At 54.9% G+C, this 24424-nt stretch carries 21 protein-coding genes; 14 read left to right on the top strand and 7 right to left on the bottom strand.

The annotated features are described in order from the left end of the window. The first annotated feature begins 196 nt into the window (after positions 1-196). Entirely contained in the window at positions 197-1144 is a 948-nt protein-coding gene (locus AC6I8N_RS21920; protein ID WP_497830749.1) for an ABC transporter substrate-binding protein, read from the top strand. 78 nt (positions 1145-1222) lie between these two features. Here AC6I8N_RS21920 and AC6I8N_RS21915 read toward each other — a convergent pair whose 3' ends face one another. Beyond that, complete coding sequence (locus AC6I8N_RS21915) at positions 1223-2101, bottom strand: PfkB family carbohydrate kinase (RefSeq protein ID WP_497830748.1); 879 nt, start codon at positions 2099-2101, stop codon at positions 1223-1225. 24 nt (positions 2102-2125) lie between these two features. On the opposite strand from AC6I8N_RS21915, the gene AC6I8N_RS21910 reads away from it, so the two are divergent. Then, the gene (locus tag AC6I8N_RS21910; protein ID WP_497830747.1) at positions 2126-2968 is read left to right on the top strand and encodes a BtpA/SgcQ family protein; all 843 of its coding nucleotides are present in this window, start codon (positions 2126-2128) and stop codon (positions 2966-2968) included. A gap of 2 nt (positions 2969-2970) precedes the next feature. Next, positions 2971-3612: a TenA family protein gene (locus AC6I8N_RS21905; RefSeq protein ID WP_497830746.1), complete on the top strand. Its 642-nt coding sequence runs from the start codon at positions 2971-2973 to the stop codon at positions 3610-3612. On the opposite strand, the gene AC6I8N_RS21900 is transcribed toward AC6I8N_RS21905, so the two are convergent. Beyond that, complete coding sequence (locus AC6I8N_RS21900; protein WP_208725633.1) at positions 3609-4115, bottom strand: phenolic acid decarboxylase; 507 nt, start codon at positions 4113-4115, stop codon at positions 3609-3611. The two genes, AC6I8N_RS21905 and AC6I8N_RS21900, sit on opposite strands and share 4 nt — an antisense overlap. A gap of 99 nt (positions 4116-4214) precedes the next feature. Between AC6I8N_RS21900 and AC6I8N_RS21895 the strand changes: the two genes are divergently transcribed. Continuing rightward, positions 4215-5117 (top strand): LysR family transcriptional regulator, encoded by a 903-nt coding sequence (locus AC6I8N_RS21895; RefSeq protein ID WP_497830745.1) that lies wholly within the window; start codon positions 4215-4217, stop codon positions 5115-5117. Here AC6I8N_RS21895 and AC6I8N_RS21890 read toward each other — a convergent pair. Then, positions 5088-5603 carry a GNAT family N-acetyltransferase gene (locus tag AC6I8N_RS21890; RefSeq protein WP_415174438.1) on the bottom strand — a complete coding sequence of 172 codons (516 nt, stop codon included), beginning with the start codon at positions 5601-5603 and terminating at the stop codon, positions 5088-5090. The genes AC6I8N_RS21895 and AC6I8N_RS21890 overlap by 30 nt on opposite strands. Before the next feature lie 98 nt (positions 5604-5701). Between AC6I8N_RS21890 and AC6I8N_RS21885 the strand changes: the two genes are divergently transcribed. Further along, the gene (locus tag AC6I8N_RS21885; protein WP_497830744.1) at positions 5702-6598 is read left to right on the top strand and encodes a LysR family transcriptional regulator; all 897 of its coding nucleotides are present in this window, start codon (positions 5702-5704) and stop codon (positions 6596-6598) included. Between the two features lie 50 nt (positions 6599-6648). Here AC6I8N_RS21885 and AC6I8N_RS21880 read toward each other — a convergent pair whose 3' ends face one another. The 3 genes from AC6I8N_RS21880 to AC6I8N_RS21870 all read right to left on the bottom strand — a co-directional run bounded on the left by AC6I8N_RS21880 (position 6649) and on the right by AC6I8N_RS21870 (position 10853). Continuing rightward, positions 6649-8748: an FUSC family protein gene (locus tag AC6I8N_RS21880; protein WP_497830743.1), complete on the bottom strand. Its 2100-nt coding sequence runs from the start codon at positions 8746-8748 to the stop codon at positions 6649-6651. A 352-nt stretch (positions 8749-9100) separates the two neighbouring features. Further along, positions 9101-9814: a substrate-binding domain-containing protein gene (locus AC6I8N_RS21875; RefSeq protein WP_497830742.1), complete on the bottom strand. Its 714-nt coding sequence runs from the start codon at positions 9812-9814 to the stop codon at positions 9101-9103. Continuing rightward, positions 9783-10853 (bottom strand): ABC transporter substrate-binding protein, encoded by a 1071-nt coding sequence (locus tag AC6I8N_RS21870; protein WP_497830741.1) that lies wholly within the window; start codon positions 10851-10853, stop codon positions 9783-9785. Before AC6I8N_RS21870 ends, AC6I8N_RS21875 begins: the two co-directional genes overlap by 32 nt. A gap of 173 nt (positions 10854-11026) precedes the next feature. On the opposite strand from AC6I8N_RS21870, the gene AC6I8N_RS21865 reads away from it, so the two are divergent. The 5 genes from AC6I8N_RS21865 (at position 11027) to efeB (ending at position 18714) form a co-directional block, all read left to right on the top strand. Continuing rightward, positions 11027-13138, top strand: a complete 2112-nt coding sequence (locus AC6I8N_RS21865) for a TonB-dependent receptor (protein WP_497830740.1) — start codon at positions 11027-11029, stop codon at positions 13136-13138. A 14-nt stretch (positions 13139-13152) separates the two neighbouring features. Continuing rightward, positions 13153-14160, top strand: a complete 1008-nt coding sequence (locus AC6I8N_RS21860; protein ID WP_497830739.1) for an ABC transporter substrate-binding protein — start codon at positions 13153-13155, stop codon at positions 14158-14160. Positions 14161-14618: 458 nt separating this feature from the next. Further along, complete coding sequence (gene efeU / locus AC6I8N_RS21855) at positions 14619-16220, top strand: iron uptake transporter permease EfeU (protein WP_497830738.1); 1602 nt, start codon at positions 14619-14621, stop codon at positions 16218-16220. 13 nt (positions 16221-16233) lie between these two features. Continuing rightward, positions 16234-17448: an iron uptake system protein EfeO gene (gene efeO, locus AC6I8N_RS21850; protein WP_497830737.1), complete on the top strand. Its 1215-nt coding sequence runs from the start codon at positions 16234-16236 to the stop codon at positions 17446-17448. Between the two features lie 3 nt (positions 17449-17451). Beyond that, positions 17452-18714: an iron uptake transporter deferrochelatase/peroxidase subunit gene (gene efeB, locus AC6I8N_RS21845; RefSeq protein ID WP_497830736.1), complete on the top strand. Its 1263-nt coding sequence runs from the start codon at positions 17452-17454 to the stop codon at positions 18712-18714. 75 nt (positions 18715-18789) lie between these two features. On the opposite strand, the gene AC6I8N_RS21840 is transcribed toward efeB, so the two are convergent. Further along, complete coding sequence (locus tag AC6I8N_RS21840) at positions 18790-19095, bottom strand: YdgH/BhsA/McbA family protein (RefSeq protein WP_013511572.1); 306 nt, start codon at positions 19093-19095, stop codon at positions 18790-18792. A 523-nt stretch (positions 19096-19618) separates the two neighbouring features. Here AC6I8N_RS21840 and zinT point away from each other — a divergent pair. The 4 genes from zinT to AC6I8N_RS21820 all read left to right on the top strand — a co-directional run bounded on the left by zinT (position 19619) and on the right by AC6I8N_RS21820 (position 24259). Further along, on the top strand, positions 19619-20269 hold the full coding sequence (zinT, locus tag AC6I8N_RS21835) for a metal-binding protein ZinT (RefSeq protein WP_497830735.1): 651 nt from the start codon (positions 19619-19621) through the stop codon (positions 20267-20269). Between the two features lie 345 nt (positions 20270-20614). After that, positions 20615-21181, top strand: a complete 567-nt coding sequence (locus AC6I8N_RS21830) for a sugar dehydrogenase complex small subunit (RefSeq protein ID WP_497830734.1) — start codon at positions 20615-20617, stop codon at positions 21179-21181. Positions 21182-21209: 28 nt separating this feature from the next. Beyond that, positions 21210-22865: a GMC family oxidoreductase gene (locus AC6I8N_RS21825; RefSeq protein WP_208725619.1), complete on the top strand. Its 1656-nt coding sequence runs from the start codon at positions 21210-21212 to the stop codon at positions 22863-22865. Beyond that, on the top strand, positions 22862-24259 hold the full coding sequence (locus AC6I8N_RS21820; RefSeq protein ID WP_497830733.1) for a c-type cytochrome: 1398 nt from the start codon (positions 22862-22864) through the stop codon (positions 24257-24259). The genes AC6I8N_RS21825 and AC6I8N_RS21820 overlap by 4 nt, the downstream gene beginning before the upstream one ends. Positions 24260-24424 lie beyond the last annotated feature (165 nt).

The following is a 24424-nucleotide window of genomic DNA, read 5'->3' as shown; positions in this document are numbered from 1 at the left end:
GAGAATGTTATTAGCCTGTTTACCCGATGTCGTTTTTCCTTTAGCGCTTTTCACTCGCTCACTGAACGGAGTTCATGACGGAAAAGTAATAAAGGCCGCCTGTGCAGGCAGCAAAGTTATTCTTTGCTGTTAAAGATATTTGTCCCGCAAAAAACTTACCCACTTGGGGTGCAGACTCTTTTTGACGAGGGCAACGATGATGTTATTTAACACCAGCAAGAAAAATGTGTTTTCCTGTGTTGTGCTTCTCTCTTCATTAATCACCACTTCCGCGCTGGCGGCATCAGCAGATTATGCGTTGGTGCAAATCAACCAGCAGGCGCTATTTTTTAATCTGATGAATAAAGGTGCGCAGGAAGCGGCCAGGGCCAGCGGTAAAAATGTCGTTATCTTTAATGCCAACGATAATCCGGTTTCACAAAATGATGCCATCGAAAACTATATCGAGCAGGGCGTAAAAGGCATTATGGTGGACGCCATCGATGTCAATGGCATTATGCCAGCGATTAAAGAAGCAGCGGCGAAAAATATTCCGGTGATTGCCATCGATGCGGTATTACCGGCAGGCCCGCAAGCGGCGCAGGTCGGGGTGGATAACGTCGAAGGCGGTAAGATCCTCGGTAAATATTTCCTCGGTTATGTCGACAAAAGTATGGGTGGCAAAGCACGGGTTGGCGTGGTTGGCGCGTTGAACTCCGCCATCCAGAACGCTCGCCAGAAAGGCTTTGAAGATACGATTAAAAGTAATAAAAACATCAGCGTGGCGGATGTGGTCGATGGCCGCAACATCCAGGATGACGCGATGACGGCAGCGGAAAACCTGATCACCGGCAACCCGGATCTGACCGCCATTTACGCCACCGGTGAACCGGCGCTGTTGGGCGCGATTGCGGCGGTAGAGAACCAGGGCCGCCAGAAGGATATCAAGGTGTTTGGCTGGGATTTGACCGCGCGCGCGATCAACAGCATCGACCAGGGTTATGTGGTGGCGGTGCTGCAACAAGACCCGGAAAAAATGGGTGAGGAAGCGGTGAAGGCGCTCAACGCCCTGACGTCGGGTAAGACGGTAGCCAAACAGATCCAGGTTCCGGCGACGGTCGTCACCAAAGAGAACGTTGGCAGCTACCGCTCAATGTTTAAATAAGATCTCAATCGTAGCGGCGCGATTTATCGCGCAGCTTTTTCCAGCATCGCGCACCGGATCGCGTGATAAATCGCGCCGTTACGGTTGCGGGATACGAGAAAGAAGGGTTTGCAGTTCTGCGCGTGTCGGGAAGGCACGCCAGGTGCCGCGTCGGCTGACGGTAATGGCGGCGGCGGCAGTCGCGTGGTGTAACGCCAGGCTATCCGGCGCGGTTTGCCGCAGCAGACTGGAAGCAAGCAGCACGGCGAGGAAGGTATCACCTGCGCCGGTGGTATCAATAACCTCAGCCTGAATGGCAGGCACCTGCCAGTGCTGTTGGTCACGTTGTAATTCGGCACCGGATGCACCAAGGGTGATGATCAGACTGCCGTGTGGTGGCAGCCTGGGTTTCAGCAACGCCGCTTCGCCCTGGTTAACCACGGCGATATCGACCCACGGCCAGCAATCCACAAACGCCGGGTTGACCGGGGAGGGGTTGAATACCGTGGTCATGCCACGCGATTTTGCCAACTGGAATAGCGCCAGCGTGGTGGGTGCGTTGAGATTGCCCTGTTGCAGAAAAATATCGCCGGGTTGTGCGGTCTTTAACCAGTCGCTGACCCGTTCCGGCGTCAGGCTATTTGCCGCGGCGTTGCTGGTCATAATGGCGTTATCACCGTTAGCGGTGGTGAAAATAACCGAGTTATCACTGAAGGGAACACTGGCAACGGCAGGTAATAACAGCAGATTTTCATCACTGGCGCGCTGGCGTAACCATTCACCCTGCGAATCTTCGCCGGTCGCGGTGATTAATGATGTGGTAAGACCACAGCGGGATAATATCATGGCCTGATTGGCACCTTTACCGCCAACATCGCTATGAACTTTATTTCCCAGGGCGGATTCGCCCTCGGCAGGAAAATGATCAACCTGCCAGAATTCATCGACGGTAATATTACCGCATACGTAAATATGCATGGTTTTCTCGAAAAGGTGATTAAGATGGCAGTTATCTCAGCAGAAAAGGGTAATGCAATACAAGCGATATTTTCACGTCAAAAAGCAGTGATTGGCGTTATTCATTGCGATGCTTTTCCCGGTACGCCAAAATATCGTGGATCGTCAGTGGGTGATATTATTGATCGCGCGTTGCGTGATGCAGATAATTATCTCTCCGGCGGCGTGCATGGTTTGATTGTTGAGAATCATGGCGATATTCCATTTTCTAAACCCGAAGATATTGGCCCGGAAACCTCGGCGCTGATGGCGGTGATTACCGAAAAGATTCGCAGCCGCTTTGGCGTGCCGTTGGGTATTAACGTGCTGGCGAATGCCGCCATCCCGGCGCTGGCAACGGCACTGGCGGGCGGGGCCGATTTTATCCGGGTTAACCAGTGGGCCAATGCCTATGTGGCCAACGAAGGATTGATCGAAGGGGCTGCCGCGAAAGCGCTGCGTTATCGCAGCCAGTTACGTGCCGAGCATATCCGGGTGTTTGCTGACAGCCATGTCAAGCACGGCAGCCACGCCATTGTTGCCGATCGTTCCATCCCCGAGCTTACCCGTGACGTGGAATTTTTTGAGGCGGATGCGGTGATTGCTACCGGGCAACGCACCGGCGACAGCGCCACCCTGAGCGAGATCGACGAAATTCGCAGCGCCACCTCGCTGCCGCTGCTGGTGGGGTCGGGCGTGACACCGGGTAATGTGTGCGAAATCCTCGGACGTACTCAGGGGGTGATTGTCGCCAGTGCGCTGAAGCGGGACGGCGTATGGTGGAACGAAGTGGAACTGGCACGCGTGAAGCATTTTATGGGCATTGCGAAAGCGGCGTTGGGGGAATAACCATGTCATTCACTGACCGCTTATTACAGGAGCATCAGGGGTTATGGCAGGCGATGCAGCAGCATCGCTTTGTGCTGGATATTGAACAGGATCAGCTGGATAGCGCGGTATTCAATCGTTACCTGGTGTTTGAAGGCAACTTTGTCTCCACCGCGATTGCCATCTTTGCGCTGGGTATCAGTAAAGCCCCGGATATCCGTCAGCAGCGCTGGTTGATCACCGTGTTAAACGCACTGGTGGATACGCAGATTGCCTGGTTCGAAGAGGTGTATACCCGGCGCGCTATTGATCCCGCCAGCGTACCCGCAGACGTACCGGGGGTGAAACGCTTTGACGCCGGGATGTTACACACAGCGCAGCAGGGAAGTTATGCCGAGATCATCACCATCATGTTTGGCGCGGAGTGGATGTATTACCACTGGTGCGCACGGGTGGCGCAACAACATCAACGCGATGCGGATATCCGCCGCTGGATCGAACTGCATGCGGAAGAGGCGTTTTACCAACAGGCCAGTTGGTTGAAAGCGGAACTGGATGCCTGTGCGCTCACATTGTCGGAAAGCGAACTACAGCGACTGTCGTCGCTGTATGCCGATGTGCTGCGCTGGGAAATCGATTTTCACAGCGCCGCCTATGGTGATTAACCGAGGTTAGCCGGGAAGTCGGCGGGCAGCTCGCTCGCCGCACAGGCAATCACGCTGTCGTCATCAGGACCACAGTCGCGCACAAAGGTAATGGTGGCAAACTCGTCAATGACGGTGGTGGGATAAACCGGCCCCTGTTCGCGATACGCCGCCATTTCTTGCAAATGGTCGTTCTGGAAACAGACGGTTTTTTCCGGATTCAGCATCACCCATTGCGGGAAGAAAATGGTGCCGTGGAACACGCGGTCAGCAAGGTTAGCAATCAGGCTGACGTCGGTGCCGGTCGGTTCCGTCCAGGAAATTTTATACACGTCAGCCGCCACCCGCACGATATACGCCTGCTGACCTTTCACCCAACGGTTACCCACCAGCCCGCTGTGAATGCGGTAATCCAGTGTGGTGGCATTTTTCACGTAGATCTCATAGTTCCAGCCATTGTCGTAGGTGTAGACCAGATGTTTACCGATAAAACCGCTCAAATCTTCTTTATTGAAATTGCTCATTGTTGATCTCCTTCAGTTGATGCACCTACGATATCGCTGTAAAAATTGAATGAATAACGCTAATTTTGGATGGTTTTCATCTAAAAATTGGATGTGTTTATGTTCAGAACCACGCTGGAGCAGTGGGCAATCCTCGATAAGGTGGTGGAACTGGGGGGATTTAATCAGGCGGCAGAGGCGATGAACCGCAGCCAGTCCTCCGTCAGCTACAATCTTTCGCTGTTGCAGGAACGTCTGGGCATTGCGCTGTTACGTATCGAAGGGCGCCGGGCATTGCTCACCGCACAAGGCGAAACCTTACTGGCGCAGGTGCGCCCGTTGCTCAATGCTTTTCACGCGCTGGAAGTGCGCGCGGCCAGCCTGCATAACGGAGCGCGCACCCAACTGGAACTGGTGGTGGATAATATTTTCCCGCGCCAGACGTTGTTCCGGGTGTTGCAGCAGTTCCAGCAGTGCTATCCGGCCACACAAATTCAGCTTACCGAAGTGCTGGAATATGACGATCCCCTGCATCCCGCCGTTCCCGATGCGGATGTGATGGTGATGACGCGACGTGAAGATGTCTCCGGGCGGGGACAATGGCTGATGAACGTCGATTTTCTGGCGGTGATCCACCGCGATCACCCGCTACTGTCGCTGCCGCAGCCGCTCACCGAGTATGATCTGTCGCGCTATCCGCAAATTCGCATCGGCACTTCACGTTCTCAGGCACCGCATGCCTCGGTGGGACAATCTGAGCAGTGGTTTTTCTCCACGGTTGATACCGCCATTGAGGCGGTGATGCATCAGGTGGGGTACGGCTGGCTACCGCAGGGGCGCATCGCCGAGGCGTTGCTGCTTGGCGTGCTGCAACCGTTGCCGCTCAATCACGGAGGCCGCCGGAGTACGCCAATGCATCTGATTGTAAAAAAGGAGCTGATTCCGCTGGATGATCAGGTGATCGCCTTGGTTAACCTGTTCACCCGTTATTGTTCAGGGCAGGGTGCTGTCACCGGCACCTAAGGCACGTTGCATAATCACCGTGTCCAGCCAGCGGCCATGTTTGAAGCCGACCGAGTGTAAGGTGCCGGTCACGGTAAAGCCGGCAGAGCGGTGCAGGGCGATAGAGGCGCTGTTCTCGCTGTTGCCGATCACGCCAACCATCTGACGATACCCCTGTTGCTCGGCCCATTGCAGTGCCCGCGCCAGCAGCTGACGGCCAATGCCGCGTCCGGTGAAGCGCTGGTCGATATACACCGAATCTTCCAGACTGAAGCGATAGGCAAAGCGTTCACGCCAGCGCGACAGGTAGCAGTAGCCGAGTACCACGCCATCTTCCACCGCCACCAACCACGGCAGTCCGGCGGCCGTGATTTTGTGCAGGCGCGCCAGCATGGTGGCATCATCGGGGGGATCGGTTTCAAAAGTGGCGCAACCATGCAGGACATGGTGGGCATAAATTTGTTGGATGCCGGGGATATGTTGTTCTTCTGCCTGCAAAATTTCCATCGTTACCGCTCTCGTTTGTTATCTGCTTTCAGGCTACCCTGTTGGCTTACTCAATGGCAGCGCGACCTGCTTATGCGCGCTATAAGGAATTTTTAGAGATGGCCAGTCTCAATCTTGATCATCTGGACACCTTCCGGTTAGTGATTAGCCGGGGAAGTTTTTCCGGTGCCGCCGATGTGCTCGGCCTGTCGCAACCGGCGGTCAGTCTGCAAATTCGTCAACTGGAGCAATCGCTACAAACCCGGCTGATTGAACGCACCGGGCGCGGGGTGCGCGCTACGGCGGCGGGGCTGGCGTTGCTCGAACATGGCGAACATATTGCCAGCGCTATCGCTGCCGCGCTGGCGGCGGTGACGCAGCAGGCGGAGGAAATCAGCGGGACGGTGATCATCGGGACGGGCGCGACCGCATGCATTCATCTGCTGCCGCCCTTGCTGCAACAACTGCGCCAGCAGCACCCGCAGTTAAAAGTGGATGTGCGCACCGGCAACACCGCGGCCATTATACGTGCGGTGGAGGAAAATCAGGTGGATATTGGCCTGGTGACGTTGCCGGTCGCCAGCCAGAGCGTGCATGTCAGCGCGTTGTACGAAGAAAAGTTCCGACTAATTATGGCGCGCGACAGTGCAGCGGTGGTCGAGCCTGCGGAACTGGCCCCGTTGCCGCTGATTGTGTTCGAACCGGGTAGCGGTACACGCGCAGTGATTGATGGCTGGTTTCGCGAGGCCGGGGTGCGCGCCACGCCGGTGATGGAGTTGGGTAGCATTGAGGCGATCAAGCGGATGGTTCGAGCCGGGCTGGGTTACAGCCTGGTGCCGGCTATGGCGCTGGCGCAGGAGGATGATCGGGCCGGGTTATGCGTGCTGGAACCGCAGCCCGCCTTACAGCGTACGCTGGGCACCGTGATGCGCCAGGACCGCATCGTCAGCCGTGGGATGACGGCAGTACTGGAGGTCTTGCGTCATTCACCCACGATTTTCTCCCTTGCGCGATAAATTGGTGCTCACATCGTAGCGGCGCGATTTATCGCGCGATGTTTCAGCGGTTAACGCAGGGGCAGTCGGTACATCTTCTGTTGCATCAACTCTGCCTGGCGGCTGTTCATCACCGGCCACGCCTGGTGGGGGAACAGATACAAACGTACGCTGGCGAGATGGAACAGCGGCGTCAGCAGGCTTTCATCCCACATTGCCAACCGTTCCAGCATCAGCAGCAGGATATCGATTTCATCCAGCAGGTCCGGGTGCGGCGGAGTCTGTAGCGATTTGAGGCGGCGTTTCAAAAACAGCCCCAGTTCGTGAAACATCTGTCCACTATCGAGCTGATATTTTGCCAGCAGATCCTTATGGCGCGCGTAGTAGTCAAAACTGTTTACCCCCAGCCACACCTCGGTCAATAACATGCCGGCAGCGGTCATATCCGGTTGCGGATCGAGGCGCAGACGCGGCAGCACCACGTTCAGCTTATCCAGCATCAGGCCGATATAGCGCTGACGTCCGAGCAGAGAAGAACCATTTCGCTCCGTCTCTTTGATAAAGCGCAGCAGCTCACGCAAACCGATACGCACTGCACGACGCGCGGTCCAGGACGGGCGCTTGTTACGCATAATCGCCGTCAGGATCACCGCAAACAACACCCCGGTCATTGAGGCGATGGCGGTGTTAAACAGCGCCACCAGGTCAGGGCGAAGATGGTGGCCGAGGCCGATAAAACCGGGGATCTGGATGGCGACGCTCAGGCCGATCATATTGGTGGTGGGACGGGCAATCATCATTCCCAGCAGAATAAGGCCGGGTGCCAGACAAATCATCAGCGCCTCAAATGAGGTGGCCTGGGGCAGCAGAATTGCCACATACACCACGCTGATAATGATGGCGACGATCACGCCACGCACAAACAGCTTCATCGAGGTGAGCGGGGTATCGAGACTGGCAAAAAAGGAGCTGAGGATTGCCGCCATTACTGGCGCGGAGGCACCATCACGCCAGCCAGTTGCCATCCACAGCAGACAGGAGCCGAAGGTGGCGCAAAACGCGGTTAACGCCGAGAGGCGAATTAAACCCTTGTCATAAAAGCGATGGGTGCGTTTGCCGCGTGCCAGCGAGGTGTCGCCGGACAGGTCGCTGACCAGCCCTCCCACACTTTGATACGCCCCGGCAATGCGAACAAAATCCGTCAACCTCTCCAGCACGCCGGTCAGCAACAGACAGGATTCGGTGGGTAATTCCCCCTGTCGCCAGGCTTGGTTGAGTTCCGCCTGACAGGCGGCCAGCGCTTGCTGAATGTCGTGGGTGTCGCCCACCGCTTCTCCATCATGCAACCACAGCAAAAACTGGCGAAAGGTTTGCGCCACATTTTCCGGGAAGGTGATGTTCAGTTCTGCTAAGCGTTGCAGGCGAATCTCGATGGCGATCAGTGTCGGGATCAGATAGGACAGATGTTGGTATTGCACGCTGACGAGGCGAATCAACTGGCGTGCGGCATTCCCTTCATACACGCAGTGGGTGATCAAAATCTCCACCTGTTGCGGGTTGGTCGCCATGCGGATCAGAATATCGTCACGTTCCGGTGATTTCGCCGTCGGGATACCGGAGAGCAGGTCGCCGCACAGCTTACGGGCGTTGAGATACCACTGGCTGACGCTTTGTTCCAGCAGGCTGCGCATCGACACCGGAAACAACAAACCATGCACCAGGCTGCTACAGACGATGCCGAGGGTAATCTCCTCAATACGAGACAACACCGTGCTGGTGATCCCCAGCGGGGTGGTGACTTCCGGGAAGCCCATGATCGCCGCGCTGTAACCGGCCAGCATAAAGACATAGCTTTTCGGCGTGCGGTCGTGCAGCGACAGATACAGGCAGACGCTGACCCACAGCGAGACGCACAGGCTGAACAGCAACGGGTGTTCAACCGTCAGCGGAAAGATAAAAAAGATAAACACCCCACCCAGCAGCGTACCGAGCAGACGGAACACCGATTTGGAGATGGTCGAGGCGGAATAGAGTTGCGACGCAACAAACACGGTGGTCAGTGCCCAGGCCGGTTTGTCCTGATTCAGTTCCAGTGCAAAATACAATGCCAGAAAGGCGGCCAGACAGGTTTTTACAGCAAAAAAAACGGCGTTTTTTGAAAACCACGGCATGACAGTAATAAGACCAGGAGACGCTAAGTGCGGCGTATCCTGCCAGAATAAAAAAACTGCTCACCTCGATAAATACGACAAATTGTTTCGTAATAAAAAAAGATGTTTTTACGGGGTGATCTATTGAGGGCTAATTATTAAATTTCCCTAATGCGGCATGGAGCATAAAAGGCAGGGGAATGGGCCGATTAGACGCTATTTTGTCCATCTTGCAGCCTTTGTGGGGTTTTAAGCGCCCTCGGTCATCAGTGTGGTAAATGTGATCTGGATCATGTTTTTCCGTAAAAGCGCCTTCAGCGCGCAATAACCATAAAATAATTTCGCGCTGAAGGCGGCGTTTCCCTGCGCCAGATCAAGCCATTACGGGCAAAAATCCGTTTTGACTTAAAATCTGTTGGGCGACAGGGGATTGCAGAAAATCTGCCAGTGACTGTGCTGACGGCTGACAAAGCGCCCAGGCGTATTCGGCCCGAATGTTACAGGCTGGCGGAATGGTGAAGATGTGCAGCTCAGGACATACGGTCAGGCGCGGTGCGTAGCTGGTGTAACCGATAAACATATCCGCATGATCCTGTGCCAGCAGCCATCGGGCAGCCAACTCGCCGGGTGGCACGATCAGGCTTTGTGGCCCACCGACCAGGCAACGGGCTTTGTTCTCCAGTAAGCGACCCATGCCGTGCTGCCGCTGCTCAATGGCGGCAAACAATTGCCAGGTATAGTCGCCGGAAGGATCGCTATGCGGCGTGGAGGTGGCGAGTCGCAGGTCAGGGCGAGTCAGCACGGTTAACCAATCTTCTCCCGGTCTGACCCGATCGCGCTTCACGGTCAGGCACAGGCTATTGGCGGCAAAGCGGCCGGTTTGTTGCGCCAGCCCGCATTGCCGCAAGTGCTCCGCGTGGGCGGTGTTCGCAGAGGCGAACAGGTCACAGCTTTCCCCGGCCAGAATACGTTCACGCAGCAAACCCGCCGGGCCGAAATCAGTGTCGACCGGTGATCCCCAGGCCGCTACTAACGCTGGCCAGACGGGCCGAAGGCTACCTGCTGCCAGGACGCGCAACGTTGTCATGATAATGTGTCCGGTAAAATTGTTGATACCAACGATCGGCTTCCTTCTGCATGTTGATGTCGCGGAATTTTTCCGGGTAGAGTTTCTTCGCCATCCACAATTCACCCAGCCCGATGGCTTCCGGCATCGGATAACCCCAGGCTTTGGCATATTCCGGCATCAGCCAGACACGATGGTGCTTCACCGCATCGATGCTCTGCCATTGCGTGCTGTGCGTGATCTCATCCACCACCTGTGGGTAGCGGTCCTGCACAAAAATGACCTGCGGATTCCAGGCAATCACCTGCTCCATGCTCACCTGTTTGAAACCCTGAATGGTGGCAGCGGCGACATTCAACGCCCCGGCGTGAGACATCATTAGCCCGGTATATTTTCCGGCACCGTAGGTGGTGAGATCCGGGTTCGCCATATAAGCCCGTACCCGTTGTTGCTCAGGCACGGAACGCAGACGATCGGTGACCTTCTGACGACCGGCGAACGCGGCGGCAATCAAGGCTTTGGCCTGCGCTTGTCTGTTGACCACTTCGCCAATCAGCGTGATGCCCTCCTTAATCCCCAGATTGTAGGCCTGCTCCTCATCCTGCATGGCAGGGTTGATTTTGCCTTGCTGACCGGCGTCGTCATGGCGCAGCGAGATGGCGATCACCGGAATGCCCAGCGCGGAAATTTTATCGATCATCTCCTTCGGCGCGTAGTTGGTGACAAACACCACCTGCGGATGCAGCGCCACCAGGCTCTCCATATCAACGTGAGTGAGATCGCCGAGCATCGCTTTGTGATTCAGTTCCGGCACCAGCGTGGCGTAGCCATCGCCGAGTTGTTGTTTCCAGTTGGCGAGAATGCCGACGATTTTGTCGGTGGCATTGAGTTGCACCAGCAAATTGAGGGTTTGATGTTGCAGTACCACCACGCGGTCAACCTGATCGGGAATGGTCACCTGACGGCCAATCTGGTCTGTGACCACCCGGCTGGCAAAACTGGATAAAGAGGTAAGCAATAACACGCCCGCCAGGGCGTAACGGTAAAAAGGGCGATTCATAATAACTCCTGGTTTCGATATGTGCGGAAGTATATAGCGATGGAGGTGGAGGGGATATACAGCATTGCCCTTTTAATTTTTATCGATATATAATAATTTACACAACGATAATAATAACCTTACAAAACAATACCATAAGTAAATATTTTATTAATCCAGGCAATGGCAAGGTAATGGAAATTAAATCGCGTAACACCCCGCTTATCAGTCTGATTAGCGTCAGCATACTGATGGCGATTCACGCCCAGGCGGCGGAACAACCCGCTCTGACCGTCACCGCAAACCCGAATAACACCCCGTCATCGGTCGAGAAAAAAGCCACGTTAGGTAATTCAGGCAGCCAGGAAATCCGTAATACGCCCTGGTCAGTGCAAACGGTTTCACCGCAATTAATGAAACGCCAACAGCTAAAAAGTATCAGCGATATTTACCGCTATATGCCTTCGGTGCAGGGGGATGGTGCCCGACCACAAACGCGAGGTATGCAAGGAAGCGTGGTGCAGAACAGCATGATTGACGGATTGAATGTCGTCTCCACCACGGATTACGCCGCCGCGCAGTTTGACCATCTGGAAGTGCTGAATGGTTTGGCCGGTTCGCTATATGGACCGACTAATCCGGCGGGATTATTTAATTTTGTCAGCAAACGTCCCACCGATTCCCCACAACATAGCGTCACTATCGGCGCGGGAACCGGCATCAGCCATTTGCTGGCGGGGGATTTTAGCGGTCCACTGGATGATAACGATCGGCTGCGTTATCGCCTCAATCTGCTGGATGATGAAGGCAGTGGCTACGTCACAGGCAGCAAAAAGCGCCGCCAACTGGTCAGCTTCGCGCTGGATGCCAACCTCACCGATCAGACGGTGCTGGAAACCAATTTTAGCTACTACCATTTTTACGACAAAGGGCTGCCGGGTAAATTCGCGCTGGGTAGCGGTCTGACCTTCCCGGCAGCGCCAGATCCGAAAACCGCCCATCTCGGCCAATCTTACGCCGGGGATAATAACCACACCCTGACGGCGGGCGTGCATCTGAAACACGATTTCGATGGAAACTGGCAAGGCGAGGTGGCCGTGCTGCGTCAAATTGCCGACCGTGAATCAACAGCGGTGACCAATACCTTTACCGATAACCAGGGGCATTACACCACCACCACCTCATCCGCCACTGCCAGCCGTTTTACCATCAACAGTTACCTGGCAAACCTCAATGGTGAAGTAGATACCGGCTGGGTCCACCATCAAATCGCCGCCGGGGTACGGGGGTTCGTCTGGAAAAATATGAACCCGAAAGCCGGTGGCACCAGCACATTGGGCAGCGCGTCGTTGGATAATCCCCAGGCATTTGCCGAGCCGGACTATCCCGATTTTACCGATCGCTATCACTCAGCCACCGCCACCCAACATGCGTTTTTGCTCAGCGATAATCTGGCGTTTTCTCCGCAGTGGAGCCTGCTGCTGGCGGGCAGCGAAAGCCTGCTTAGCTCGGCCAACTACAGCAAAACCGGCAGCCGCAGCAGCGAGTCGTCAAATAGTGGTTTTAGCGGCTCAGCCAGCCTGATGTATAAGCCGGTTGATCCGCTGACGCTGTATGTCAGCTACGCCGACAGCCTGCAACAGGGCGACACCGCACCCGCCACCGCCAACAACGCAGGCAACATCCTGGCGCCGTATCGTAGCCGTCAGGTTGAGGTGGGGAGCAAACTGGCGGTCAATAAATTGCTGCTGACTGCCGCACTGTTTCAGATCAAGCGTCCTTATGCCTTTACCAACGCCAACGGTGACTATGCGGTGGACGGTGAGCAGCGTAACCGGGGCATTGAGCTGATGGCCGACGGCGATGTCACCGAGCGTTTACACGTCTATGGTGGCATGACCTGGCTGGACCCGCGTCTGCTGAAAACCGCCAGCGCGCAGACGGAGAATAAACAAATCGTCGGTTTGTCGCGCTATGTTGCCAGCCTGTTTGCCGCTTACGACCTGCCAATGCTGAGCGGTACCGATATTCACGGCGGCATGCATTATGTCGGGCGTCGTAGTACCGACAACCAGAACGAGGGTTGGGTCAGCGGTTACACCACGCTGGATGCGGGGGCGGCGTGGAAGACGCAACTGTTCAACACCGCCACCACCTTCCGCCTTGATGTCACTAACCTGACCAATCGCCACTACTGGACCAATATCGTGCCGGGTGGGCTAAACGGCTACAGCGGTTCTGGCTATGCCAGCGCGCAACTGGGCGAACCGCGTATGGTTCAGGTTTCCATGCAACTCAATTTCTGATCGGGAGCAAGGCCATGTTAAAACCTTTCTGCGGGCTGGCGCTGCTGGTAATTAGCGCTGTGGCTCAGGCCCAAACGGTGACGGACGATGTGGGTCAGCAGGTGGCAATTAGCCATCCGGTGACGCATATCGCCGATGCCTGGTTCGCTCACCATTCGTTGCTGATGACGCTGGGAGCGGGGGACCGTATTGTGGCGACGGTGAATCATCCGGCCGATCGCCCCTGGATGTTTAAGGTGCAGCCAACGTTGTTTCAGGCGCTACAGGCGCACGGTAAAACCTTCGCCAGCGAAGCGCTGGTGGCGCGTCATGTCGATGCGATTTTCGTTCCGGCCCATGATCCTGATGCCCAGTCTTACCGGCTGGCGGGGATCCCGGTGCTGGAGATGCAATTTGATGACTTTGCCTCGCTGCGCCGCTCCCTCACCACCACCGCGCAGGTGGTGGGTACGGCTGAGGCCGAGGCACGCGCGGTGGCGTATAACCATTATCTCGATCAGCAAATTACCCGCATTCAGGCGAAAACACAGGGGTTAAGTGCCAGTCAGCGTCCTCGCGTGCTGCATATTCAGTCGCTGCATCCGTTGAAAGTGGATGGCCGCGACACCCTGATTGATAGCTGGATCTCGCTGGCGGGAGGACGCAATGTTGCGGCGGGCATTGAAGGCAATATGAAGCCGATCTCCCCAGAGGAGGTGATTCGCTGGAACCCGGATGTGATCATTATTGGTGCAGGTGCGGGAACCCTGGCGGATTCCGATTACGCTGCTCTGTTTGGCAGCGTCAATGCGGTGAAAAATCATCGGGTGTGGCAGAATCCGGCAGGGGTGTTTCCGTGGGATCGCTATGGCACCGAGGTGGCGCTCCAGATTCAATGGGCCGCAGCCAAATTGCATCCTGAGCTGTTTCCCGATCTGAATATCGTCGACGCCACGCGCGATTTTTATCGCCAGTTTTATGCGTATCCATTGAGCGCCGCTGAGGCCGGACGCATCTTACAGGCGCTGCCGCCTGCAACCTAAAACCGCAGCGAATAAAATGCTACAGCAAATAAATCAACAATTTTAAGCATGAAAGAAAGCCGCACCTGTTGGACCAATAATTCAGCAGTTAAATAAAATTACAAGACATATCAAGCTGTTCCCTTTACATATCTCTACAATCAACGAAATAAGCACCGGGGATGGCGGCATCTCTCCCCGGTTGCGTAGCGGCGCGATTTATCGCGCTGTTTTTTTTAGGGTTAAAATCGCGCCGCTACCTTGTGTCTTTTAACGGAGTCGCCTTAATTCTTAAGGTTAACTTAATGTTGAGATGTGGCTCACATCAGGGAGCAAAATAATATCTGGCAATGTCACGAGCAAATAGAGTTTTTCCTTTTTTTACTATGCTGGTTAGCGGGAATGTTTATTATTCTCACGGGGAGTGATACTAATAATTATTATCATTTCGCTTTTAGCCACTTTTGGGAGCACTCAACTTGCTGGCCACGTTCATTATCGCATTGCGCGAAGGCCTTGAAGCCGCATTAATCGTAGGCATTATCGCCGCTTTCTTACGCAAAAATGGCCGTTCGCTCACCGCGATGTGGTTGGGTGTCGGTTGTGCGGTGATACTCTCCCTTGGCGTGGGTTTTGTGCTGAACCTGACCGAAAACGCGTTACCGCAGGCGCGTCAGGAGATGATGGAGTCCATTATCGGCCTGGTGGCAGTGTTTTTTGTCACCGGCATGGTGATGTGGATGAACAATCATGCGCACAACCTCAAGCGTCAGTTGGAAACCGAAGCAGCAGAAGCCATCAGCCATTCCAGCGCCTGGGCGTTGACCAGCATGGCGTTTCTCGCGGTACTGAAAGAAGGCTTCGAAACCAGCGTATTTCTACTGGCGACTTTTTCCGCTTCGCAGTCGGCTGCCTGGGCGGCGGTGGGTGCCGTATTGGGGTTACTGGCTGCCGTACTGGTAGGATGGGGCATCTATGTCGGTGGCATCCGTATTAACCTGTCGCGTTTCTTCCGTCTTACCGGGTTGTTCCTGATTCTGGTTGCTGCCGGTTTAATTATCTCCGCGTTACGTAGCGCGCATGAAGCGGGATGGTTAAACACCGGACAACAACGCATTGTTGACCTGAGCTGGCTGGTGACTCCCGGCACCGTGCAATCGGCGCTGATTACCGGCGTGCTGGGTATTCCGGCAGATCCGCGTCTGGTGGAATTCGCAGGCTGGATTATCTATATCGTGGTGGTCGCGGCGATGATCTACTGGCCTGCCCACTTAAGACCGACACCAAAAAGAGCCGCACAGTTCACCACCGTGACCGGCGCGGGCCTGACGATCACCGCGTTGTTACTGTTCTTTGGCTATCCGGCACCGGATGTGGACATTCCTGATCAAATTCCGTTGGTCAGCCGCACCTCGCAGCAACCGGTCGGCCATATCAGCAGCCAGCCCGGCGCAGGCAAACAGTTTGCCGTCACGCTTGAGGGACAGGCAGCGGAAACGCTGGTGGTGCCTGCCGATCAGCTCAGCAACGTCAGCACCTCGGGGCGTCAGGAGTGGCAGGCGAGTTTCAGCTATGAACCCGCCGATGCCAGTTCACCGCTGACGCTCGACCAGGTCATGGCCGCCTATGGCAACCGCATCCCGGTTGGCTTAAGTCCGTCACAACATCCCGGTCCTTATGACGCCAAATGGACGGTGAATTGCCGTGTTGATGCCGCCATGAGGCGTGGCGTGTTGGTGAGCGCGGAATCTCAGGCCGGCACCTTTATCACGTTATCGGGCGGTGGCCTCCAGTCTCCCCGCACCATCAGCGCGCGGGCGCGTACCGCAGAAGCCGGGTGCGACTGGCAGATCAGCCCGACCTGGTCACAGGATATTGAACAACGCTTGCGTGATGCGGTTGTTGCTCATGATATCTGGCACTTCTGGGCCGTTATTTTACCTTCACTTTTTGCCATTCTGGCCTTCACCTGCTTTTTCTCAGCCAGTCTCCAGTTCCGGCGGCTGAAAGGTGTTCGTGCCCGAGGACGCAGCAAACAGGGACTGCTGGACAGTTCAACTCACCAACTGCCTGAAAAATAAACAGGAAGGCACGATGAAGACAAAACCGTTCTCTACAAAATACGCGCTGATTGCAGCAGGGATTTCTGCGGCTTTAATGCTGTCCGTGGATGCGCAGGCGGCTACGGCAGCGCCGGTGAAAAACGGCGCTTCACAGGTCAACATCACCATGACCAGTGAAGGCGATGGCACCTGCCATATCGACCATACTTCGGCGAAAGCGGGTCCGGTCACCTTCACCGTGGTCAATAAAACCGCGACCTCACTGACTGAGCTGGAACTGTTAAGCGACAACCGTATTCTGGGCGAAAAAGAGAACCTCGCACCGGGCCTGCCTGCGGTGAAATTCACCGTCACGCTGGACGGCGGCACCTACCAGATTTATTGCCCGGGGGCGAAACAGGAGTTGACTAACTTTACCGTCACCGGTAAAGCGGCGGCAGCTCCGACCGGCAGCGTCGCGACGCTGTTGGAAGAGGGCACCAAAGGTTACGCCAGCTATGTTAACGGCGTAGTGGATGCCATGGTGGTGGCGGTCGATCGTCTGAAGGCAGACATTGATGCGGGCGATCTGGAAAAAGCCAAAGCAGACTACGCCAAAGCGCGTCCGTTCTACGAACGTATCGAATCTGACGTCAGCGGCTTCGTGTTACCGGGCTTTAAAGCCACCGATAATGCAGGCAACCTCGATTACTTAGTCGACATGCGTGCGTCCAACATCGATCCGAAAGTGGGCTGGCATGGTTTCCACGCTATTGAACGTGAGCTGTTCAGCAAAAAAGCGATTACGCCGGAAACCAAACAACTGGCGGCTGAACTGCAAACCAACGTACACAAACTGGATGAGCAGGTTAAGCAACTGACTTATAAACCGGAAGACCTGGCAAACGGTGCTGCGGATCTGCTGGAAGAAGTTCAGAGCAACAAAATCAGTGGCGAAGAAGAAGCCTTCAGCCATCTCGATTTGATCGATTTCGCCGGTAACATCGAAGGTGCTGAGCAGGCATTCGCCTTCCTGAAACCGGGTCTGGAGAAAATCGATCCCGATCTGACCAAGCGTGTCACCGAGCAGTTCGCGTCAGTGCGCGCGTTACTGGAAACTTACCGCGACCCGGCGATTCCGGGTGGCTACAAGTACTACACCGCCGAACTGAAGGCCTCAGAGGGTGCCAAACTGAGCCGTGCTGTACAGGCGTTGCAGGAACCGTTGTCCAAAATCGCTGAAAAAGTCGCAACCAGCGGAAAATAATCGATGAACGATAAGTCCAAACCGGCCAGGGAGGCCGGTAATTTCACCCGGCGAGATTTATTGAAAGGGGCGGTCGCCAGCGCCCTGACGATTCCGGCAGTCAGTTCGGCGCACGGACAGATTGAAGCGCAGCATAATCCCGAAGATCGTGTTGACCTGTCGCGCGAGCATGCTTTTTATGGCACCGGTGGACAGGTGGGTATCGAAACACCCCCGCAGCGCCATATTATGTTTATGGCGTTTGACCTGACCTCGCAGAATCCGCGCGATCTCCAGGTTTTGCTGGCGCGCTGGTCATCCGCCATCGCGCAGATGATGCGCGGCGAAACCATTGGTCAGATTGAACCCGCGCGCAACAGCGGAGTGGGGGGCGATACCGGCGAAGCGATGGATCTGGGGCCCGCCTCGTTAACCGTCACCGTTGGTCTGGGGCCGCGTATTTTCAATGAAGCAATGGGCCTGGCAGGGAAGAAGCCGCCGCTGATGCGCGAGTTGATTCAGCTACCCAGCGACAACTTTGAGCCGGAACTGACCGGGGGCGATCTCTCGATTCAGGCCTGTGCTGATGATCCGCAGGTGGCGTATCACGCGGTGCGTAACCTGGCACGTATCGCCAAGGCGACGGGCACCGCGGCGACACGCTGGTCGGTGTTGGGATTTGGCCGCGCCTCCGCAGGTAAGGGGCAATCCACGCCGCGCAACCTGTTTGGTTTTAAGGATGGTACGCGCAATATCACCGAGAAAGCCGATTTCAAACGCCATGTGTGGATTAATGAGGGTCCGGCCTGGCAGCAGCAGGGTAGCTATCAGGTGGTACGTAAAATTCGTATGCACATCGAGAACTGGGATGTGGACCGCGTCAGCGATCAAAATAATATCTTTGGTCGCCATAAGCTGTCCGGTGCTCCGCTGAGCGGTCATAAAGAGTTTGATCAGCCTGATTTTGAGGTCAAGGATCAAAGCGGTGAACGGGTTATTCCGGCTACGGCGCATATCAGCCTGGCGGCGCATGAGAATAATCAGGGTATTCGTATCCTGCGACGTTCTTATAATTATACCGATGGCTTAAATAATCTCGGCTTTCTCGATGCGGGATTGCTGTTTATCAGTTATCAGAATGATCCGGCACATTTTGAAACCTTACAGGCTAAATTGGGCGCGGCAGATGCGTTGAATGAATATATTTCCCATATTGGTTCAGCCATTTTCTTTATTCCACCGGCACCGGCTGAAGGTTCATATATCGGGGCGGAATTATTCACCTGATTAAATGCACATCGCCAGGGGAATGGTGCCTGGCGATGTGCCTGCTGTGTGCCAGATTGTTCGGTAATCCACGTTTTAACCGTAAGCCACTTTGTCATTAATATGATACAGGGTTGCAGTCGCCGCCATCACATGCTGACCATCATTGCCCGGTTGATGGGAATCGACATTGGTGATGTGGTAGCCCACGGCACCCGCTTCCAGCGCCTTTTTCACAAAGGCGTCATTAAGTTCTTCCATAGAGGTCACCCAACTGACGCTGGTAACCCCAACCGGGTGGATCGAGGCAATTTCACGGTGAGATAATCCTGAACGGACCAGTACCGGGTTAATTGTCTTTTCAGTAAAAATAGAAATGATGTCGTTAACTAAAGCTTTCATATCTGACTCCTCAACGTGACTGGTAAGCCAGTTATACGTATGACGATGGGTTGTTGTCGTTTAATCTTCGTTGATAAATATCGACGGTTGCGCACGGCAGGTAATCACCACCGTTAGGAATAATAAATACCTTTTAGCCGACTGAATTTTAGCTTTAACTGCTAATTAACACGCAGGCAAACTTCTGCCACAACTCCATTAACTTTACGCGAAATTTTTTTCATTTGATTACATTTGTGTCGCGATGGGGGCGCCCGGTACAGATCTTCGCACCAGATTATAAATAACATGTTAAGGATTGGTTTACTCTGAGCCTGCCTGACGAGAAGCCGGCAATGACTTCTCTATGCCACATCATAATAAACATTCTTCACGTCCGATTAGCCCAAATGAATTTGGGCTTCTTTTTGTCGTTCCCTGAAAAAACCTTGTTCGTTCTGGTTAACGCTTTTGGCCGCATACACTTTGCGTTACAAATTGTTATGATATAACATCCCCATTTTAACCAATGGAGAGTCTGGTTGTGGTAAGCAAAATTAAAAAAATCGTGTTATCTCTGGGATTAATCGGCCTGAGTTCATCGGTACTGGCGCATGGGGATCATGCGCACGGTAAGCCACTTACGGAAATGGAGCAGAAAGCGGCAGAGGGCGTATTTGCCGATAAGGACGTTAAAGACCGCAACCTCTCTGACTGGGACGGTGTATGGCAATCGGTTTATCCGTTACTGGTTAACGGCGATCTCGATCCGGTGCTGCGTAAGAAGGTGGAAAAAGATCCCAGCAAAACCTTTGCCGACGTCAAAGCGTATTACCGCAAAGGCTATGTCACGCAGGTTGATACCATCGGCATCGAAGACGGTGTGATGGAATTCCATATTGGTGCGAAGTCCAGTTCCTGCCACTACCGCTACGACGGACACAAAATTCTGACCTATGCATCCGGGAAGAAGGGCGTGCGCTACCTGTTCACCTGTCAGGATGCTAACAGCCCGGCCCCGAAATTCGTTCAGTTCAGCGATCACATCATCGGCCCGAGAAAATCGTCGCATTTCCATATCTTTACCGGCAACACCTCCCAGGAAGCGTTGTTGAGTGAGATGGATAACTGGCCCACTTACTATCCCTGGCAAATGCAGACCGCCGAGGTCGTGGAGGAGATGCTGCACCATTAAAATGCGTTGATTCAGTCATCTCAGGCCTATTCGTAGCGGTGCGGTTTACCGCGCAGGTTATCCGGCATCATGCACGGAATTGCGTGATAAATAGCGCCGTTACACCGCCTGCCACCCCTTAGCGGCGCGGTTTACCGCGCGTGGTTTGAATTCGAAACGGTAATAAAAAACGTCATAACTTCCTGATGTTTTTTATTAACCAATTTCACATTTCTTTATCATTTAGTGCTATCCCCCCGACAAAAGTACGGAATCTGATAAAAACCTGATAACAGTTTTGAAACTTAAACGGTAGGATGTTACCCGTAACTTTGGTGCTCCTTTCTTCTCAACATCAGGTATCCCATGAAACGACATTTTCCAACTGAAACCGTTTCTGTCAGCAAAAATGGAACCGGTTCCAGTCGCAGGGAATTTCTCTTTGCGACCCTGGGTTTAACGCTGACCGGTGTCGTCGCAAGCCTGCCGGGCAGGGCGTTTGCCGCCAGCGTTGTCAGTGGTAGCGATGCGGTGAAGCAGTTTGTCAGTCTCTCCCAGGCCATCACGGAACATAAGCATCTGGATACGGTGCTGGCGGCGCGTTTTTTTGCCGCTTTTAGCCAGCGCGATGCGCAGTTCGCTCCCCGCCTGACGCAACTTGCGTTGTTGTTACAACCCGGTATGTCTGCGCAACAACTGCTGGCGAAAGCCGACAGCGCAGGTCTGCACGATTTCCTCTATCAAATCGTCACCGCCTGGTACACCGGAACCGTGGGTGATGACTATCACGGCACGCTGGTCGCCTATAAGCAGGCGTTGATGTACCAAACCGTCAGCGATGGTCTGGTGGTGCCGACTTATTGTGGCAACGGTCCGATCTGGTGGACGGCCCCGGTGCCGGAAGAACGCAATGGGCTGATTGACTCGCTGTAAACACTCCTTATAAAAAACGAAGAAAACCATGAAAAAACCGATTTTCTCTGCGCAGGGCGATGCCTCCGCAGACATTGTTATTGTGGGCTCCGGTGTGGTGGGTGGTTTGATGGCCAATGAACTGGTCAGTCAGGGCTATTCCGTACTGGTACTGGAAGCAGGTTTACGTATCGATCGTGCACAGGCGGTGGAAAACTGGCGCAACATGCCCTTTGCCAATCGCGCCGGTTCCGATTTTCAGGGGTTATACCCGCAGTCAAAGTTTGCCCCGGCACCGCTCTATTTCCCGCCGAATAACTATGTCAACGTCACCGGCCCTAACGCCGCCAGTTTTCAACAGGGCTACCTGCGTACCGTCGGCGGCACCACCTGGCACTGGGCGGCATCCTGCTGGCGTCACCATCCCAGCGATTTTGTGATGCAGTCGAAATATGGCGTGGGTCGCGACTGGCCGATCAGCTATGACGAGCTGGAACCCTGGTACTGTCGGGCGGAAAACGAAATCGGCGTCGCGGGACCGAACAATGTGGCGATGCAATCCCCGTCTGAACGCAGCCAGCCTTATCCGATGGAGATGGTGCCGTTTGCCCACGGTGATAACTACTTTGCCAGCGTGGTGAACCCGCATGGTTACAATCTGGTGCCAATCCCCCAGGGACGCAGCACCCGTCCGTGGCAGGGGCGTCCTACCTGCTGCGGCAACAATAACTGTCAGCCGATTTGCCCGATCGGGGCGATGTACAACGGTATTCACCATATTGAACGTGCGGAGCGCAACGGTGCGGTGGTGCTGGCGGAAGCGGTGGTTTACAGAATCGATACCGATGACAACAACCGGGTGACGGCGGTGCACTGGAAGGACAGTTCCGGTGCCTCACACAAGGCCACCGGCAAAGCCTTTGCCCTGGCCTGTAACGGCATCGAAACCCCGCGTCTGTTGTTGATGGCAGCCAACGGCGGTAACCCGAATGGCATCGCCAACGCATCAGATATGGTGGGGCGCAACATGATGGATCACTCTGGCTTCCACTGTTCCTTCCTGACTGAAGAACCGGTCTGGCTGGGACGTGGCCCGGCGCAGAGTAGCTGCATGGTGGGCTATCGCGATGGCGATTTCCGTCGTGATTATTCGGCGAACAAAATGATCCTCAATAACATCTCACGCGTGGTGGCGGCAACGCAGCAGGCGTTGAAAAAAGGTCTGGTGGGCAAAGCGCTTGACGAGGAAATTCGCTATCGCTCGATTCACAGCGTGGATATCTCCATCAGCCTCGAACCTTTGCCGGACCCGGAAAACCGTCTGACGTTAAGCAAAACCCGCAATGATCCTCACGGTCTGCCGTGCCCGGATATTTATTACGATGTCGGTGATTATGTGCGTAAAGGAGCCGAGGTGTCGCATGCGCAACTGGAACATATCGGGCAGTTGTTCAACGGTAAAGAGTTCACCATCAGCAAGGGCCTCAACGCCAACAACCATATTATGGGTGGCGTGATTATGGGTAAAAGCGGTAAAGACGCGGTGGTGGATGGTAATTGTCGCGCCTTTGACCATGAAAACCTGTGGTTGCCTGGCGGCGGGGCGATCCCTTCCGCGAGCGTTGTGAACAGCACCCTGACTATGGCGGCACTGGGACTGAAAGCCGCGCATGATATCGCGCAGCGTATGAGGACACTGGCATGAAGAGATTAATTGCCAGCAGCCTGGCGGCCCTGGTGACGTTTGGCGTTCAGGCTGCATCGCTCGATACCCATCTGTTGCAGCAGGGCGAGCAGGTTGCCATCGCTTCGGACTGCCAGGCGTGCCATACCGCACCCGGCAGTAAAACCGCGTTCAGCGGCGGCTATGGTATCGCGTCGCCAATGGGGGTGATATACGCCACCAACATCACCCCATCGCAAAGCGGTATTGGTCACTACAGTGAAGCCGAGTTCGCAGCGGCGGTGCGTCATGGTGTGCGTGCCGATGGGGCGCAGCTCTATCCGGCAATGCCTTACACCTCCTACAGCATGATGACCGACGCCGATGTGCACGCCCTGTATTACTATCTGATGCATGGCGTACAGCCGGTGGAAAAACAGAATCCACAAACCCATCTGCCTTTCCCGTTCAGCCTGCGTTTTAGTATGCGGTTCTGGAACATGATGTTTGCTAACGACAAAATGTGGCAAAACGATGGCAGCAAAAGCGCTGAATGGAATCGGGGCAATTATCTGGTAAACGGACTGGCGCACTGCAATACCTGCCATACGCCGCGCGGTTTTATGATGCAGGAACAACAGGATCGCCCGCTGGCTGGTGGTCCATTAGGAAGCTGGTATGCGCCGAATATCACCTCAGACCCGATCAGCGGCATTGGCGGCTGGAGTGATGACGAGCTGGTGCAGTATCTGAAAACCGGACGTGCGCCAGGGAAAAATCAGGCCGCGGGCGGTATGGCGGAGGCGGTGGAGCACAGCCTGCAATACCTGCCGGACAGCGATCTGCACGCCATTGCGGTTTACCTCAAAGGCACGACGCCACTGCGTGATGAGGGAGAGACGCAACCGGCCTTCAGCTACGGCGCGCCGATGGATGTGGAAAACAGCCTGCGTGGACGCAACCCGAATAACGCTAATCACTCGCTGACCAACGGTGCCGCGCTGTTTAGTGGCAACTGCGCCAGCTGTCACCAGCCGGATGGGGCGGGGAGTGCCAACCAGGCTTATCCCTCGTTGTTCCACAACACCGCAACCGGTATGCGCAATCCCAACAACCTGATTGCGGCGATTCTGTTTGGTGTTCAGCGTGATACTACCGACCATCAGGTATTGATGCCGGGCTTCAGCTCGCCATCCTATGTTGATAAGTTGAGTGATCAACAGGTAGCCGATATCAGCAACTTTGTGCTGAAAAACTACGGCAACCCTGACGTCACCGTGACGGCAGACGATGTGGCCTGGGTGCGGAAAGGCGGCCATCCGCCACTGCTGGTCCGCCTGCAACCGCTGGTGGTGCCGGGCATCATTGGGGTGATTATCCTGGTGCTGGCCGGAGTGGCGCTGAGTGTGGTGCTGCGGCGTAAAGGCAAAAAATAGTTGTGATTAATAGGGCCAGGCTGATCACCTGGCCCATTTTGTTACGGCGAAGTGTTACAGCCGTTGTGACTTGTCGCAAGATTCGCGCGATAAATCGCGCCGCTACATCATGTTTAAACCGTTATTTTGTTGTCGCGGCACGATTTATCGTGCTGATTTCATTGC

This window comes from Pantoea sp. X-Soil-TKNS-1279 (genome assembly GCF_059730565.1).
The sequence above is the reverse complement of the archived record's forward strand: the minus strand, read 5'-3'. Positions and strand labels throughout refer to the sequence as shown.